This is a genomic window from Stenotrophomonas sp. GD03680, assembly GCF_029844625.1.
Classification (GTDB): Bacteria; Pseudomonadota; Gammaproteobacteria; order Xanthomonadales; family Xanthomonadaceae; genus Stenotrophomonas; species Stenotrophomonas maltophilia_P.
Genome location: NZ_JAOCKC010000005.1, coordinates 207,620 through 222,260, shown reverse-complemented (window position 1 = coordinate 222,260; position 14,641 = coordinate 207,620). Strand labels below are relative to the sequence as shown.

Here is a 14,641-nt window from a genome sequence, read left to right as displayed (position 1 = left end):
GAGGCCGGCGCGCGGCCGGCCTCGTCCGGGATCAGCTCGCTATTACGCCTGCGGCTTGAAGCGGCCCTTCACGAATGCCTCGACGCGGCGCTTGGCCAGGCCCAGGCGCTCCTCCACCAGCAACACGCGCTGGTTCTTCACGAAGTCGTCGTTGATCAGGCCGACCTTGAACAGGAAACTCATGCGGTCGTAGATCGTGGCGCCGCGCTGGAAGTTGGCGACCAGGAACTCGCCACCGGTGGTGGCGCCATCGCCTTCGTCCATGCTGTCCGAGGCCACGACCGGCCGGCCCCAGAGGATCGGGGTCACGAAGCCCTGCAGGTTAGCGAACAGGTAGCGGTTCTGGCTGTCCTTCTCCAGTTCGATGTTCATCCAGTCCAGCTCGGTCATCACCGTGGCGTCTGCCGACAGCTTCGACTGCTTGCGCACCTGGTAGATCGCGCGGCGAATGGTGTCGATCGACGTGTCGTTTGCCTTCGACAGGTCGTCATCGAAGACCGTGGCATCGGTCATCAGGCCCGGCAGATTGTTGCCCAGGCCATCACCCTTCAGGATCTGCGCCTCCTCTTCCAACTTCAGGTCATAGCGCAGCAGCTGCTGGAAGTAGCCGAACATCTGCGGCACGTCGTCCAGGGTCTCGTCGGTAACCGGGATCCAGACGGCCAGCTTCTTCACCAGGTCGGTCTTCTGCTCGAAGGTGACGTTGCTCTGCGGCTTGGCCGAGCCTTCACCGACCGGGCCCGCGCCGCGGGTATGCAGCAGCTCGCGGAAGTAGGTGTAACTCTGGCCAGTGACCGAGATAGACGGGATCAGGTCACGGATGCGCAGTTCCTGGCGGATTCCAGCCTGGATCGTCGGGTCGTAGTTCGGCACGACGATGCCGGCGCTGGTGACCGCCTTGGTCTCCTGCATCGCGGCAAGATCGTCCTTCTTGATCTCGATCTCCGCTGCCGACTTCTCCCGACCCATCAGCGACTTGTACTCGTCGTTGCCCTTGATGAAGTCGATGAAGCCCTTCTTCTGGCCCGGCTGGCTGTTCAGGCCGACGCCCTTCTCTTCCAGCTTCAGCACCTTGTCCACCACCTTCTGAATCTCGTCGGTGGCGGTCTGGATCTGCTTCTTCAGATCCGTGGTGACCTGGTTGCCCTTCTCGATCTCGGCCGAGGCGCTGTCGTACTTCTTCTGCAGGCCGGCGAAGCCTTCCTTCAGCTGCTTCTCCAAGCCCTCGCGGATCTCGATGATGTTCTCGCTCATGGGTTCATACCTTTGAAAATGGATTCGATGGATGTGCCGAGTTGCTTCAGCTGCTGCACGGTCTCCGTGTCCCCGATGCCACCGTCACGGTGGATCGCGGGAAAGCCGAGCGAGGCGACGGCCGCCGCCTCTTTCTGGGACAGCCCCATGCGTTCGCGCAGGGCCGATTCAAAGGCGCGAACGTCGGATTTGACGCTCATCACCTGGGCTTCCGGGTTCATGCCGAAGGGGACGACCGATGCCTCCCACAATTCGGCCTTCTTGATGACGCGAACCCGCCGTCCTTCGCGGGTTTCCATCGCGTCCTCCAAGGTGTTGAAGCCGACTGACATTTCGTCCAAGGTGCCGGCCTTCATCAGCTCGTAGGCGTCCTTGGCATAGCTGACGTTGAGGTTGACCTTGCCCTTCAAATGCAGGCCGTTGCCGTCCTGTTTGAACTCGGCATCGCCGATCAGGCGGGTCAAGTTGTGGTACAGCGCCAGGCGCAGTCGGCCAGTCCGCGTCGTCTTCACCTTGACGAAGGCACCCGGGAGGATCAGGTCCTCGCCGAGATCCACGTTGTTGAACACCGAGGCATAGCCCTCGAAGTTGCCGGCATCGTCTGCCGCCTTTACCTCGAACGGGCAGGAATACTTGCTAAGCATTGGCGGGATCTCCCGTTGGGTCGTCTTCACTGGAATCGGGCTTGTTGCTGGTCCACCGTGTGACCTGGTTGTATTGCTCGCCTTCCAGCACAGGCAGGTTCTCCTTCACCCTGACCTCGTTGATGGTCATCCAGCCCGATCCGCCGGAGCCGCCTAGGGCCGTCTTGTAATAGGTGGAACGGGCACCGCTGTCGGCGCGCAGCAGGCCCTCTACAACGGCCTCCACGAACATGTCGCCATCGGCGAACAGCTTGTCGTTGATCTCGCTCTCGATCGCGTCGAGGTAAGGCTTCAGGCCGAAGGTGACGAAGCCGCTGGTTTGCTGCTCCAGATTGGAGCCCAGCACGGACGTGGAACGAGCGCGGTTCGTCAGGTACAGCGGAACGCCCCAGATGCCGGCGAGCGCCTCCTCTTGGAACTGCTGCGATTCGATGAACTGGCTGTCTTTCTGGGTTAGGCCCGCCGGCGTGATCGTCGGCCCGCCCTGCAGGATTGCCATCTTGCCGAGGTCGTCCACATCGCCCTGGCGGATATCCGGCAGCTTCGCCTTGATTTGCGCCTGCTGCTCCTTTGTCAGGAAGCCGGGATAGATGATGTATCCGCCAGTAAAGCCCCCCTTGCGCATGAAGCGGGCCGACCAGTCCTGCGCAGCGCGCGCCAAGCCGATGGTTTCCGCTTGGTACTCGACTGGCGACAGGCCAGCGATGCCGTCTGGACTGAACAGCTTGAAGTGCAGCATGTTCTGCGGCGAGACCGGCGTTTCGTTGCCGTTGATTGTCGCCCAATAGATCAGGCCGTCGTCGGTGTCGATGCGGACGCTATCCACCGGCACGGGAATCAGGCCGATCCATCCACCATCGTCATCACGTTGGATGATGGCGAAGGCATTGCCGCGCAGCGCCATGTTCACCACGACCGCCTTGATCAGGTCCAGCCACTTGATGAACGGATTCGGCTTACTCAGCAGGCGAAGCAGACGGCGCCTCTGCGGGCTGCTGCCCCTGACCAGCTGGCGGAGGCCGCCCGCGTCCTCATACAGCTTCCAAGGCAGCCCCGCGGCGGACTCGGACAGCACCTTCACACATGACCAGACGATGCTGACCGTCAGCGCCTTCTTGGGCGTCACCCGGACACCCGCCTTGGTGCCTCGGCCACCGGTGGATAGGTCGACCTCCACGTAGTTGCCGGTGGCAGGGTCGTCGTATCCGAAGAACCGCCAGCTCAGCGGGTTGTACCAGCGAAAGGTAGTCATCCGATCAGTCCAAAGAAGCCGTTTTCGAGGTAGTCGTCTATGCCGCCAGCGTCCGGCGGCATGGCGTGTGCCGCACCGATAGCCATGCAAAGGGCCACGGCGGCGTCGATCTTGTTTGCCGACCTCGCCTTCGACAGCCAGCTGTTGCCCCAGCGGTCCGATTCGATGACGGCGGACATGATTGCGGACACAAGAACAGGGTTGCGACGCAGGCGGAGGCGACCTTCCAGCAGTGCCTCTTCCAAGAGGCGCAGCGATCCAGGCATCCACATGCCCTCCGGCGCCGGTTGCCCCAGCTGCTCTGCGGCCTCGACCGCGGCCTCCAGCGGCTTTCCCTTCTTGCAACCACCCTGCGGGTGCTCGGCAAAGGTCACCGACAAGCCGATGTCGTTGACCTCCTCCTCGAAGCGCCGGAATGCGTAGCGGTCGTATGCGACCAGCTGCACGTCATACCGGTTGTCGTACTCGGCCATGACCTGAGCCACATGCCGGAAGTTGATGGCCTGCCCTTGTGGCGCGTGCAGGTGCCCGCCATTCACCCAGGTGCGGTAAGGCAGCTTGTCCTGCAGCTGGCGGGCATCCAGCGTGTCCCCGGGCGTCCAAGCCTCGATCCAAGCGTCGAACGTCGGTTTCTCGATGACGAGCTTCTCGCCCTCGACTTCAACCTCCACCGGGACAGTGCCGGTCTCCACAATCGCCGCCATCGCGGTGATATCGCGGACTTGTGACAGGTCGAGGCCGAGGTAGACCTTGCGGCCCTCATGCATGCGCGGGTCGAAGTCGGCCAGCGCCGGTTCCAGCGTTGGTCGCGTCATCCAGGCGGTCTCCGCATCGGTCCACACACAGAAGTGCAGACGAAGAATGCCGTTCAGTGACCCGGGGATGGCCTTGGCTTGCGCCACGACATCCGCCAAGTACTGCTCGGTGATAGTTACCCCCAACAGGGGATTGGCCTTGGCCCAGCAGCGGGGATCCTCGAGCGGGTCGTCCCCGTCGTCCAAGCTGCACACGTAGCTGAAAGTTCGGTCATCGATCACGTCGCCAACGAAGGACGGATCGTTCACCGCCTCGGTGTGGCCGGCGGCGACCTTGACCGCATGCTCGTGTTCCTCCCAGCACACCGAGGTCCGGTCGCTGCCGGAGTTGGTGATCATGAAGAGCAGCGGCTCGCGGCGGAACTTGAAGCCGCGCTCCAGCATTTCGATGATTCGCCGGTCGGGGAGCTCGTGCACCTCATCGACTAGCACGAAGAACGGTCGAGGACCGGAGCCGGTGCGTCCCGTATCACGCGACACCGGACGGAAGAAGCTCGCGCTGGCGTGGTGCGCCATGCTGAACTCTCGTCCCTCGCCGCCCGCGAACTCGATTCGCTTGGCCAGAAGCGGCGACTTCTTGACCATCTTCACCGCGTCGGCGAACAAGATGCCCGCCTGCTCCTTCTTCGCCGCTGCCGAGTAGATCTGTGCGCCGGCCTCGCCTGCGGCAGTCATCCCCAGCAGGCCCAGCCCGCCAGCCAGAGGGCTCTTTCCGTTTCCCTTTCCCTGCTCGATGTACGCGCGACGGAACCTCCTCAGGCCGTCGGCGCCCTTCCAGCCGAAGAGCGAGCCGATGATGAACGCCTGCGAGGGGTGCAGCTCAAACTTCCGGCCCTCAAACTGTCCCTCGGAGAGCATCAGTACGTTCTCAAAGTACCGGAAGGCGTACTCCGCAGCCGCGTGATCAAAGTAAAGGCCCCGTTCGGGGCCTTCGATCAGATCCTGCAGGTGGCGCCGGCAGGCGTTTCGGACATGGGGTCCTGCAACGATCCGGCCAGCCACCACATCCAACGCATACGCCTTAGTGCGGTCGGCCGGAGCTCGGGCCACCGAAGAATTCTTCGCCCTGGTCGTCTTCGTCACCGCCATGCGAGACCTTCGATTCATCCACAGGTGTGGCGCCGAGCTTTGAGAGGATCGAGCTCAGTGCCTGGGTTGCTGAAACGCCGAATTCGGCTTTGGGATCCTCCATGCGCGCGGTCCATAGGCAGGCCAGCCGCAGCAGTACCCGGTGACCTGCGTTGAGCCATGGCATTTCGGCCGCGAACTCTTTCCACGCCCGCTTCTCGGCGGCGGTCATCGTCTTGTATGGGTCACCTAGGGCTCGGGCACCGCCTGGCTTCCTTCTGCCGGCGTGGCGACCTGGGTTCTTGATGGCCGCGCCGCTGACGGCGGCCTTCGCGACCGGCAATCGGGGCCTTGCCATGAAATTCCTCTGAAAACACGCGATTTTTGAACTGAACTCGCCCCGGCTGGGGTCGTCCCGTGAATTGTGGATACGCGAATTTAGGGGGACGGTCGGTCTAGCCCGGTGGAAATGGCATAAATTCACCCCCCCTGTGGAACATGGACGTGGAACGCGTCAGCTGGTGACCGGCCACCCGTCTTCGTCGCACCCCCGGACCTGCACCGCACCCCGCTCCAGGCGCGCCTGGTCGACGTTGTGGCAGTCGGCGCACTGGCTGTCGAAGGGTCCAGACCAGAACATCTCCTCCGTCTCTCCGGCAGGGTGGCCGTTGGTGTGGTTGCACACCGTGGCGACCGTGACGTGGCCTCTCGCCTTGCACCTGCTGCACAGCGTCTCACGCTCCAACTGCGCCTTGCGCGTGCGCTGCCAGCGCGCGGTGCCATACAGGTGTGCGAAGGCGCTGCCGCCTGTCTGCCGGGTCCTGCTGCGGCGCGGGGTCGGGCCTGCCGCCATCAGTACGGCTTCCCTTCCAGGTGGACGCGCGCAAGCTCGGCGCCTTCGTCCTGCACCGGTGCGCCGCCCTCCACGCCGGAAGCCTTGGGGACGGACGGTTCGTTATCCTCCGATGGACAGAAGTCGTACTCGGCGTTGAAACTGTTCGTTATGGAATCGGGCAGTGGAAAGGGCACGGACAATGTCTCTTGACGGTGGTGTTCGGTTCAACATGTGGGTAGATGCATACGGGAAGTGGCGCTGGCAACTGCTAGCCGCCAACGGCAAGAAGATTGCAGTTAGCCCACACGGATACATTTCTAAGTGGAAGTGCATCGCCGCGATACGCCTCGTGACAGCTGCGACTGCTGACGCTCCGATCTGGAACCGCAGGGACGCAATATGGGAATGCGACTAAGGGAGAACAGTCAGCTCAGGACGATCCCGACCAAGCACTCGATACGGGCATCGGTGCTGCCGTCAATGCGTACAGCCAAGTCCTCAATCCGTACTACGTCCATCTTTGGCCCTCGTTGTCCGCAGCACCAGGCCGCGACGTATACACCACTCGACCCGCTCCCAGTCCGGCTCCATGCCTGTAGCCCTGGCAAACCAAATCACAGCGGCCAGATACCAGCGCAACCACCACCTCATGTGGACTGACGCAGTCACAGTCGAGTGCATCAGAACTCCTCCACTTCCCAGCCACCGCCGTCGCGCTTGCGCCTGACCTTCACCGCGATGAAGCGGAATGGGTACATGGCTGCGGCAATCTTGATCTTGGCGCGGGCATCGTCCTGCCAGTGCCCCTTCACCTCGTGGCACTCGACTACGCCGTCAGCAGCCACCACCGCAAAGTCTGGGGTGTAGAACGCGTTGTCGGCCAGGCGCAGCTTCAGGCCCTCGAACTTATGCCAGAGGATCTGGCCGGATGCCTCCAGCGCGCGCAGGCGCTCGGCATAAGCGGCTTCAGTCTTGTTGAGCGCTCCGGCTTTAAGCCTTCCCAGCGCCAGCATACGGCGCCCTGCTCCAACCTGGCCGGCCATCATTCCTCTCCTGGTGGAGCGGTCGGGCTGCGTTCCGGCGGCGCCGGCATCGGGTAGTGGCGCCGCTGTCGCTCCCCGCACCAGTACCGCACCGTGGCGCAGACGGCATCCACGATGACGCACAGGCCGATGATGGCAGCGACGTACACCACTCCCTCAACCCAGCTCACAGCGGCAACCCACTGCTGAAGGTCAGACTCAGCTGCGGATCGAGCTGCTGCAGCCGTTGCTGGTGCTCCACCTTCCGGCGCTTCCAGCGGTTCATGTCCTTGGCGCAGTTGGAAACGTGCTCGCGCTCTTGGCGGTACTCCACATACGCCACGTTCCAGCGCTCCATTGCACCCGATGCCTGGGTGCGGATGAACTCGGCCATGCGGTTGAAGGCGTCGATGAAGGCAAGCTTCACCCGCAGCGCGCGATCGCCAGTGAAGCCCATGACTAGCATCATGAAACCGTCCTTGGTCATCTGATAGGCATCGTAGGTTTCACCGTTCTGGCTATCGATGAAGGGGGTATGTGCAAAATTGCGCGCACCCCAATCCGGCAGCTTCTTCAAAAGCGCTCGGATCTTACGCAGGACGTCTGGATGCCTCTTGCCAAAGCTCGGCGCGACTCTACGGCTATCCGCCACGGGCTGACCGTCGGCCAGCATCACCATGTCCTGGATGGAGTCGATGTTCATTACCTGCTCCTACCGGATCTGCCTGGAGAGAGAGCGCGGCCAGCCTGTCGGGCAGGACGACAGACGTTCGGTAGCGAACCTAGGCCGCGCTGGAGACGATGTGCCTCACCAGCGAACTGTGTCGCTGAGGCAACATGGATCAATGGTCGACAACAGTGCTCAGTGCTTGCGCCGGCCCATTGACAGCACAGGCGTACGTGCTATGGCGGTCGACCAGCCGCCCTCATGGTTTGTCTTTGGTGCCCAGCTTCTCGATCGCGCCCATGCGGCTGTCGCAGTCCTCCAGGGTCAGGAGGTTGGCGTTGTAGGCAGCGACGACAGCCTCCACGGTGCGCGAGGTGGCGCGCTTGGCCGGGCAGCGAGCCGTAAGGGCCGCCGGCACAGCCACGATGCGCTCGACCGGGACATACACCACCTTCGGCAGATCGGGCTTCTCAGCCTTGCTGCAGCTGCCGAACCCGCACAGCGGCAGGGCCGCAGCCACGATCACAGCAACGGAATGGCGTCGCATAAGTTCTGCTCCAACTGCTGCCGGCATCCCGGCTGGTTCTTGGCCGCCTGCAGGGCCTGCTCGGCCAGGGTGGCGCGGCGCTTACTCTCTGCCGCCGCCGCTTTCGCCTGGCGTGCAGCTTCATCGGCTGCCGCCCTCTGCCGTGCAGCAGCATCGATCGATGCTTGGGTCTGCCGGTTCACCTCCTGCAGCAGCTCGCCGGCGGCGTTGGCCGCGCGCAGGTTCTCGGCAGCCTGATCTCGGGCGTCGTCGCGCTGCTTCTCGGCCTTGGCGATGCTGGCCTGGGCCTTGGCGGCCGCACGCTCCTCACCGCGCTGGCAGCCCGCTACGAACAGGCCACCGGCCAGCGAAAAGGCCGCCAGCACCTTGAGCAGGTCGGCGTATGGGCGTAGTGGGTCCAGCATTGGGCACCTACATGAATGGGTCGCCCTGGTTGGGGTACGCTGCGAGCGCAAACCACACAGTCCCCAAGGAGGGCGAGATGAACGAGATCGAGAAGATGCAGTTGGAGCGACAAATGAAGGAGGATCGCGAAGAGCTCGAGATGCGCATCTGGTCAACAGAACTTGCAATTGGCCTTCTTGCGAGAGAGCTCCTTCAGATTTCTCCGGAATCCAGACGTAGGTTGGATCTAGCCATCAAAGGGGCAATCCTCCCGAGGACGCGTGGCCAAGAAGCGCTCCAATTGGCTCGGAGTTTGCTGAAGGTTTGATCTCAGGGACGCCGGCCCTGGCCGGCGTCCCTGGAACGATCAAGGGCAGCCGCAAGCTCCTTTCGCTCTTTGGCAGAAGCTGAGCGCGCAGCTTCACGCGCAGCCAACTCTGCGGGCGAATAGGCTGTCAGCCAGTTACGGATCCAGATCCTGGGATTCCACTTGTCGTTCATTCCGAACCTCCTGCTCTTATCGTGTCGCTGTCCGGGTCAAAGGGCGGGGGCTCCAAGCCGGCCGCTCGCATCAACCCTTCCAGCCGGTAGATGTGGCGGATCAGGCGAAGCTCCCTGGCTTCCATCCGCCCAACTCGCTCGCCCAGCCGGGTCACTTCTTCGCGCATCAGCTGGATCACGTTGACCTCGGCCCCTTCCCTGGCGGTCTCTACGAACTGCTTGCGCCACCAGAGCGCTACACCGCCGGCGCCTACCATCAGGCCGCCAACTGCCGTGCCAATGGCCTGCCAGTCCACGTCGACCCCGATCATGGCGCCACCGTCCCGCCGGCCCTGCTGTACACGGCCAGCAGGTCGGCAAGCTTCTGTTCGTGCTGGCCGTAGCCCGCGCCCGGCAGGCTCGCCCAGATCTTGCGGACGGCCTTGATAGCGTCCTCGATCTTGCCCGCCTGGATCAGCGGCAGCGCGTGGCGCTCCCGGATCTGCTGCAGCGCAATCAGGTCCTGGCTCAGCGGCGAGAAGTCCTTCAGGCCCAGCGTCTTCTTGTACGCGTCGAAGTAGCGACGCAGCAGCTGATAGCGGCCTGCGGCTGTCGACTGGATCTTGAGCTTCGGCAGGTCCACCAGCACGCGCGGGTGGTCGGCATAGCTCTTGAACAGTTGGCCGCCAACGATCACGTCATAGCCGCGATCCTTGGTGGGTTGCTTGCCGTTGTCCGTACCTTCGGACCAGGCGAGCATCGAGAGGAAGGCGCAGACGTTCACACCACCAGCAGCCGCTGGGGTGATCTCAGGGGCGCTGGTCATGCCAGGAATCTCCGTTGTTGGTGGCAGCGGGTCGGGGAAGATGCCGCTTCTCTACGCTGCTGACTGGTGCCCGCCCCTACTAACGGACGGGTCTGTCGGGGTTGCCCCCGAAACAATTACTTCGTTCAATGTGCCTGCCGCCCCGGCACCATCCCCCACTAAGCAGGAAGCTTGGCGACATGAAATCCGAAAACCTCGCGCGAGAACTCGCGCAGATCAAGCTGGCGCTTGCCGCAGCACAGACCGCGCTGGATGACATTGAACGGATCTGCGAAGACGCCCACGACGTGAAGGTCCAAAGCGGTGAGGCGGTGACTTTCCGCACCGCTGCGCCTGAGTTCCGGCTCAACTCGATCCAGCGCCGCCTAGCTCAGTACCGCCTGGGGCAGTAACGGAAACGGCCCGCCGTGTGGCGAGCCGTTTGGTCACGCGCAGAAAGCGCATGTTGGGATTTTGAGGGGTGTTTTTCGTCCCGTCAAGCGGCTTCGTGGAAAAGCTGGGCTTTGACCTTCCGAAGCGCCGTAAAGCGCTGTTCCTCTAACCAGGCCCCTGCCGCCCTGACTCTGGCCTCGAGCTTCTCACGGCGTGAGAAGATCAGGTAGGCGTACTCGCTGTAGGCGGAACTGCTGACCTTTCCACCTGCCATCTGCTGAATGGCCAGGGCACCACCAAACCTAGTCAGGACGATTTGCTCACGGGTGTCGCCCTCCTTCCTTTCGGCATCCTCCCACTCCCTCAGCAATGCAGCCTGGTGTAGAAGCGTCGAGCCGTAGTAGGTCTCCAGCGCCATCACCCCCACACGGCAGCCCAAGTGTGCCGCTGCACCTACGGCGGCGGCAACGTCCTGGTCCGTGAATCGCGGAAGCCCTCCAACCAAAAATCCATCCCGAAGGTCACGGTAGGCAGATTTCCCCATCAGGGCGGCGATGCGCTCTTCTATCGGTCGCTTGTCAGTGCTCATCTGGATACCCCGATTACGATCTTGGTGACGTTGTACTTGCGACGCAGACCCGCCTCAATTCTTTGGATCCAGGCCTTGGGGTCGCCTTCCGCACCTGAGCGCTCTATCGCAAGCCTTCCCATCCGGCTACGGTCTTTCCAGTCATTGACCAAGAAACAGGCCGCGGTCAAATCGGAACTGAGAAAAGCATCGATAGCTCGAACAGCGTCCTCTGCTGCGGCAACTGAGCTGTCGGTTCGCGCCAACCCAGCGCCCAATGCCCTCCGCCCCTTTTGTCCCCCACTCTCAATTAATGCGTCCGCTTCGTCGTAGAGCTTACGAAGCGCCCTCAGATCATCCGCCATTGGCGTCACGTAGGAAGGTTTGCAGACTGCGATGGACGAGATCGGAGGAAGCTGAATTCGAACGATCCTGGCATCCCTGATGACCTCTCCGTCGCTATCCACCTCCGCTGGAGTCCTGCCTTCGACCACGACCTCACCTGAAGTCCTGGCTAGTTCCTCGAGTCTGGACTGATTCCTGCGTCCCACCGCTTCCATGAAGCCCTGCAGCGCGCGGCGGCGGCCGTCAAGGCGTTCGAACGCAGCCGCCACCGCAGCCCTGGCGCTATCCCTGTCGGTCAGAAGCTCGGCCAGCCGTTGCTTGGCAGCTTCGTCATCGATGCTCTTCTGCGCTAGGTTGATATCGCGCATGATCGTGCTATCGGCGTCGTACTTCTTCTTCGCGCAATCCCCGCCGATAATGGTTAAGGCTCCTCCGGACACGCGTGCCACCCAACCCTTTTTGTGGGGCGTCCTACAGAGTGTTCCACTCTCCTTGAGTGAGCAGCAGTGCATCTCCTCCTTTTCAAAGGCGTACCAGCCGACCAAGCCGACGTAGCTCTCCGCCGAGATGGGCTGTTCCTTTTTAAAATCCGGTAGAGCAGAAACTTCAGCCCGACTCTTGAATTGCTTCATGACTAGATAGCTCCTTGCAGCAAGGAAGGCGGAGTGGATGTGAACGGCAGAAGCTTCATGGACCCGGTCTTGGTTTGGATGATAATCGTACGGAATCGCGGTCTCTGAGATTGGTACGCCTCAGCGGTGGTAGACCGCTGTCCCCGATCCCTCCACAACAGGCGGTCGAGCCGATCCGCCTGTTGGTCCAGGGTGTCGGCGAAATGCCTGAGCGCTTGGGACCCCGTTGGAATGAAGGTCATCGACCGATCCCCCCGTAGGACCTACGGCCAGGACCATAGCTGGTCCGACGCGGCGGTTGATCGTCGTTCGCGGCCTCCGGTTTACGCGGCATCGGCCCGTCCCAATTGTCGATCCGCATCTGATCGAAGCGGTTCTGCAAGCTGATCCTCTCGCCGGCACGGATGTTTCGACCCTTCGCAAAGTGCATCTCCACGACGCCCTGCAGGTGGGTCTTTTGCTCTGGAGTGTCGTAGTAGTCCTCCCGGTGAAGCAGCACCACAACGTCGGCCTTCTGTTCCAGCTCCCCCGATTCGCGCAGGTCTGACAGGGTCGGTCGCTTCTCATTCCGCCCCGTGACGCTGCGATTCAGCTGAGCCAGAGCAACAAGTGGGATCTTCCACTCTTTAGCGAGGTCTTTCCCCTTCTGGAGGATCCGGCCGTACTCGAAGCGTGCCATGCGAGGATCCACATCGAAGTCGTGGATGTGGTCGAGCACCAAAAGCTGCAACGGCGTGCGCTGATGCATACGCCGGGCGCGCGCCTCGAACTGGCGCACGTTGATCGAAGCTGTGTCATCGATGTAAAGCGGCGCCGCCTTGAGATCACGGATCGTCGGAGTCATACGGTCCAGGTAGAGCTCACTGTCCTCGTACGTGGCCGATGGCTTGATCACCCAGTCATGAGGAATGCGGCCCACGCTTGCGACATTCCGGTTGTGACAATCATCGATGCTCATTTCCAGGCTGAACATACCGACGGTGACGCCGCGCAGGGCGTTGAAGACGGCAAGGTTAAGGGCCGCGATGCTCTTGCCCATGCTGGGCCGGCCAGCGATCAGATACGCCGTCGACGGTTGCAGCCCATGGGTCACCCGGTTGAACTCCGCCCAAGGCGATTCAAGCCCGGTCAAAGCGGCGCCCGAGTGGTAGCGATCCTGCCACCGCCTCCACCATCCAACCATCGTCTCTCCGGCAAGCCGAAGTCCGCCGCGTTGGGCCGGCTGCAGCCCGGCAATGTCCTGCGTCAGCTCCGCTAGGAGTTCGGCGAACTCGCGGCCGTCCTGCTGCCGGGCAGATTCCACCGCTTTGCGGCCAACGTCAGCCAAACGACGACGGCCGGCGTATTGCACAACGATCTCCGCATACGCGGCCACGTTGGCAGCCGACGGCGTCGTGCTGGCCAGCTCCGTGATGTACGTGCCATCGCCGACCAGCTCCAGCTTACCCCGCGATTCAAACCACTCGCCAATGGTCACCGCATCGAACGGGCGGTGCTTCTCCGCCAGCGTCCGGATCGATTCGAAGATCAGCTGGTGATCGTGGCGATAGAAGTCCTCAGCAGACAGCGTGTCCGACACAAGCGGCCAGGCTTCCGGGGCCAGCATCAGTCCACCGAGTACCGCCTGCTCTGCCTCAACGCTATGCGGCGGGAGATTGGGGTCAAAGCGCATCAGCCCTGCTCCCCTTTGCGATTGTTGTGGTAAGTGCCTTCGATCACCTTCAGCAGGTTCTCTTCTGACTTGATCAACCAAGGCAAGGACACCTGGAAGCTGTTCACTTTGCCCATGAGGTAATCGCTGTCCCGCATCCACTCGAACAGACCACGCCACCATTCCACGGTCTGCCGGCACGGTTCTTCCTTCCAGCGCGCACGCAGATGGTCCTGCCGCTTCTTGCTCCACCCTCTCACCTCAGGGCAGTTCGGCAGCTCTTTGTGGTAGGCAGCGATGATTGCTTCATGTGGGCAGCCACCAATTGACTTGGCTCCGAGCAGATCCTTCTGCCCCTCCTCTCCCTCATCGGCATCCATGTCGCCGTCAGGCGACGTATCTGTTTCTACTTCCTGTTTAGATTCCTGTTTTGTAGTGCTGTCAGCACCCACCCTGGGTGCTGTGTGCACCCACCCGTCAGTGCTGTCAGCACCCACCACCCCCAAATGGAGGGTGTAGTGGTTGGGCAAACTCACGCCCTCGCGCGTCCTACGGATGATGGTAAGAAGACCTGCGGACTCGAGACCCGAGATCGCACGCTTCACAGAATCGGCGCTCATGCCACAATCCGTGGCGAGCTTCTTATGGGATGGGTCGCAGCGCCCTGTGTCCGCATTTGTGCGGTTGGCCAGCATGATCAGGACCAGCTTCTGCTGGGCCGGCAGCTTCCACTTTACGGCCCAGGCCATTGCCTCAAAGCTCATGCCGATACCCCCGAGACTTCCGGGAAAGCGGCCAACATCAACGTGGCGAAGGCCCCCAGGTGCTCCGCGGTGATCCAGCGCTTGCCAGACATCTGCTGGATCCACTCCAGCGCCTGCTGTGGGCCGGAGCAGTAGAAGTCGTAGGCAGGCTCATCGCCCCCACGGCTGCGGTCGTAGACCTCCACGGCAATGCGGCCGTCAGGCAAGCGCTCCTGCAGGCGGACCAATGGCCTCGCCTGGCGCTCCTTGTTCCTCTCAACGGCATCGTTTATGACCGCGCTGATGTAGCGCGGACCGGATTTCGGGTTTTCCCGAGAGGTTGCGTGTGGCATAGTGGCCTCGCTCTGAACGAAGCCTCCGCGCATGTCTGCCCGACAGCGGGGGCTTCGTCGTATCTGGACGATGGACGCCACAAGGGCATCCGCTGATCGCGCCAGACACCACCGCGGCCACTACCTCGCGATTGATGTACGCCTGCTCCATGCCCGTTCGAGCGGCCTCCTGCCGGCTCGTTT

At 62.4% G+C, this 14,641-nt stretch carries 20 protein-coding genes; 2 read left to right on the top strand and 18 right to left on the bottom strand.

The features are described from left to right. Window positions 1-42: 42 nt before the first annotated feature. The 10 genes from N5J29_RS09240 to N5J29_RS09195 all read right to left on the bottom strand — a co-directional run bounded on the left by N5J29_RS09240 (window position 43) and on the right by N5J29_RS09195 (window position 8,508). Window positions 43-1,254, bottom strand: coding sequence for a phage major capsid protein (locus N5J29_RS09240; protein ID WP_279924313.1), 1,212 nt, complete (start codon window positions 1,252-1,254; stop codon window positions 43-45). Further along, window positions 1,251-1,898 (bottom strand): HK97 family phage prohead protease, encoded by a 648-nt coding sequence (locus N5J29_RS09235; RefSeq protein WP_279924311.1) that lies wholly within the window; start codon window positions 1,896-1,898, stop codon window positions 1,251-1,253. Before N5J29_RS09235 ends, N5J29_RS09240 begins: the two co-directional genes overlap by 4 nt. Beyond that, window positions 1,891-3,150: a phage portal protein gene (locus N5J29_RS09230; RefSeq protein WP_279924310.1), complete on the bottom strand. Its 1,260-nt coding sequence runs from the start codon at window positions 3,148-3,150 to the stop codon at window positions 1,891-1,893. The genes N5J29_RS09235 and N5J29_RS09230 overlap by 8 nt, the downstream gene beginning before the upstream one ends. Further along, window positions 3,147-5,015, bottom strand: a complete 1,869-nt coding sequence (locus tag N5J29_RS09225) for a terminase TerL endonuclease subunit (protein WP_279924309.1) — start codon at window positions 5,013-5,015, stop codon at window positions 3,147-3,149. Before N5J29_RS09225 ends, N5J29_RS09230 begins: the two co-directional genes overlap by 4 nt. Then, window positions 4,987-5,265: a hypothetical protein gene (locus N5J29_RS09220; RefSeq protein WP_053519629.1), complete on the bottom strand. Its 279-nt coding sequence runs from the start codon at window positions 5,263-5,265 to the stop codon at window positions 4,987-4,989. The genes N5J29_RS09225 and N5J29_RS09220 overlap by 29 nt, the downstream gene beginning before the upstream one ends. 282 nt (window positions 5,266-5,547) lie before the next feature. Then, window positions 5,548-5,886, bottom strand: coding sequence for a hypothetical protein (locus N5J29_RS09215; protein WP_279924308.1), 339 nt, complete (start codon window positions 5,884-5,886; stop codon window positions 5,548-5,550). Window positions 5,887-6,548: 662 nt separating this feature from the next. Next, entirely contained in the window at window positions 6,549-6,911 is a 363-nt protein-coding gene (locus N5J29_RS09210) for a DUF1064 domain-containing protein (protein ID WP_279924307.1), read from the bottom strand. A gap of 166 nt (window positions 6,912-7,077) precedes the next feature. Continuing rightward, window positions 7,078-7,593, bottom strand: coding sequence for a Rha family transcriptional regulator (locus tag N5J29_RS09205; protein WP_279924306.1), 516 nt, complete (start codon window positions 7,591-7,593; stop codon window positions 7,078-7,080). A 223-nt stretch (window positions 7,594-7,816) separates the two neighbouring features. Next, on the bottom strand, window positions 7,817-8,104 hold the full coding sequence (locus N5J29_RS09200; protein ID WP_279924305.1) for a hypothetical protein: 288 nt from the start codon (window positions 8,102-8,104) through the stop codon (window positions 7,817-7,819). Beyond that, on the bottom strand, window positions 8,080-8,508 hold the full coding sequence (locus N5J29_RS09195) for a hypothetical protein (protein WP_279924304.1): 429 nt from the start codon (window positions 8,506-8,508) through the stop codon (window positions 8,080-8,082). Before N5J29_RS09195 ends, N5J29_RS09200 begins: the two co-directional genes overlap by 25 nt. 77 nt (window positions 8,509-8,585) lie before the next feature. Between N5J29_RS09195 and N5J29_RS09190 the strand changes: the two genes are divergently transcribed. Then, complete coding sequence (locus tag N5J29_RS09190) at window positions 8,586-8,816, top strand: hypothetical protein (protein WP_279924303.1); 231 nt, start codon at window positions 8,586-8,588, stop codon at window positions 8,814-8,816. A gap of 2 nt (window positions 8,817-8,818) precedes the next feature. Here the strand turns inward: N5J29_RS09190 and N5J29_RS09185 are convergent, their stop codons facing one another. Genes N5J29_RS09185 through N5J29_RS09175 form a run of 3 tightly spaced genes read right to left on the bottom strand, consistent with a single transcriptional unit; the run spans window position 8,819 to window position 9,794 of the window. Next, a complete protein-coding gene (locus N5J29_RS09185) occupies window positions 8,819-8,989 on the bottom strand; it encodes a hypothetical protein (RefSeq protein WP_279924302.1) in 171 nt (56 codons plus the stop codon). Next, entirely contained in the window at window positions 8,986-9,300 is a 315-nt protein-coding gene (locus N5J29_RS09180) for a hypothetical protein (protein ID WP_032129818.1), read from the bottom strand. The genes N5J29_RS09185 and N5J29_RS09180 overlap by 4 nt, the downstream gene beginning before the upstream one ends. Then, entirely contained in the window at window positions 9,297-9,794 is a 498-nt protein-coding gene (locus N5J29_RS09175) for a glycoside hydrolase family 104 protein (RefSeq protein WP_279924301.1), read from the bottom strand. The genes N5J29_RS09180 and N5J29_RS09175 overlap by 4 nt, the downstream gene beginning before the upstream one ends. A gap of 179 nt (window positions 9,795-9,973) precedes the next feature. Here N5J29_RS09175 and N5J29_RS09170 point away from each other — a divergent pair, with 179 nt between their 5' ends. Further along, the gene (locus tag N5J29_RS09170) at window positions 9,974-10,186 is read left to right on the top strand and encodes a hypothetical protein (protein ID WP_279924300.1); all 213 of its coding nucleotides are present in this window, start codon (window positions 9,974-9,976) and stop codon (window positions 10,184-10,186) included. A gap of 83 nt (window positions 10,187-10,269) precedes the next feature. Here N5J29_RS09170 and N5J29_RS09165 read toward each other — a convergent pair whose 3' ends face one another. The 5 genes from N5J29_RS09165 to N5J29_RS09145 form a co-directional block, all read right to left on the bottom strand. Continuing rightward, the gene (locus tag N5J29_RS09165) at window positions 10,270-10,755 is read right to left on the bottom strand and encodes a hypothetical protein (protein WP_279924299.1); all 486 of its coding nucleotides are present in this window, start codon (window positions 10,753-10,755) and stop codon (window positions 10,270-10,272) included. Continuing rightward, window positions 10,752-11,711 (bottom strand): hypothetical protein, encoded by a 960-nt coding sequence (locus N5J29_RS09160; RefSeq protein WP_279924298.1) that lies wholly within the window; start codon window positions 11,709-11,711, stop codon window positions 10,752-10,754. Before N5J29_RS09160 ends, N5J29_RS09165 begins: the two co-directional genes overlap by 4 nt. A gap of 238 nt (window positions 11,712-11,949) precedes the next feature. Next, window positions 11,950-13,383 (bottom strand): replicative DNA helicase, encoded by a 1,434-nt coding sequence (locus N5J29_RS09155; protein WP_279924297.1) that lies wholly within the window; start codon window positions 13,381-13,383, stop codon window positions 11,950-11,952. Then, window positions 13,383-14,126 (bottom strand): helix-turn-helix domain-containing protein, encoded by a 744-nt coding sequence (locus N5J29_RS09150; RefSeq protein WP_279924296.1) that lies wholly within the window; start codon window positions 14,124-14,126, stop codon window positions 13,383-13,385. The genes N5J29_RS09155 and N5J29_RS09150 overlap by 1 nt, the downstream gene beginning before the upstream one ends. Beyond that, window positions 14,123-14,332, bottom strand: a complete 210-nt coding sequence (locus tag N5J29_RS09145) for a hypothetical protein (protein ID WP_279924295.1) — start codon at window positions 14,330-14,332, stop codon at window positions 14,123-14,125. The genes N5J29_RS09150 and N5J29_RS09145 overlap by 4 nt, the downstream gene beginning before the upstream one ends. Window positions 14,333-14,641: the final 309 nt, after the last annotated feature.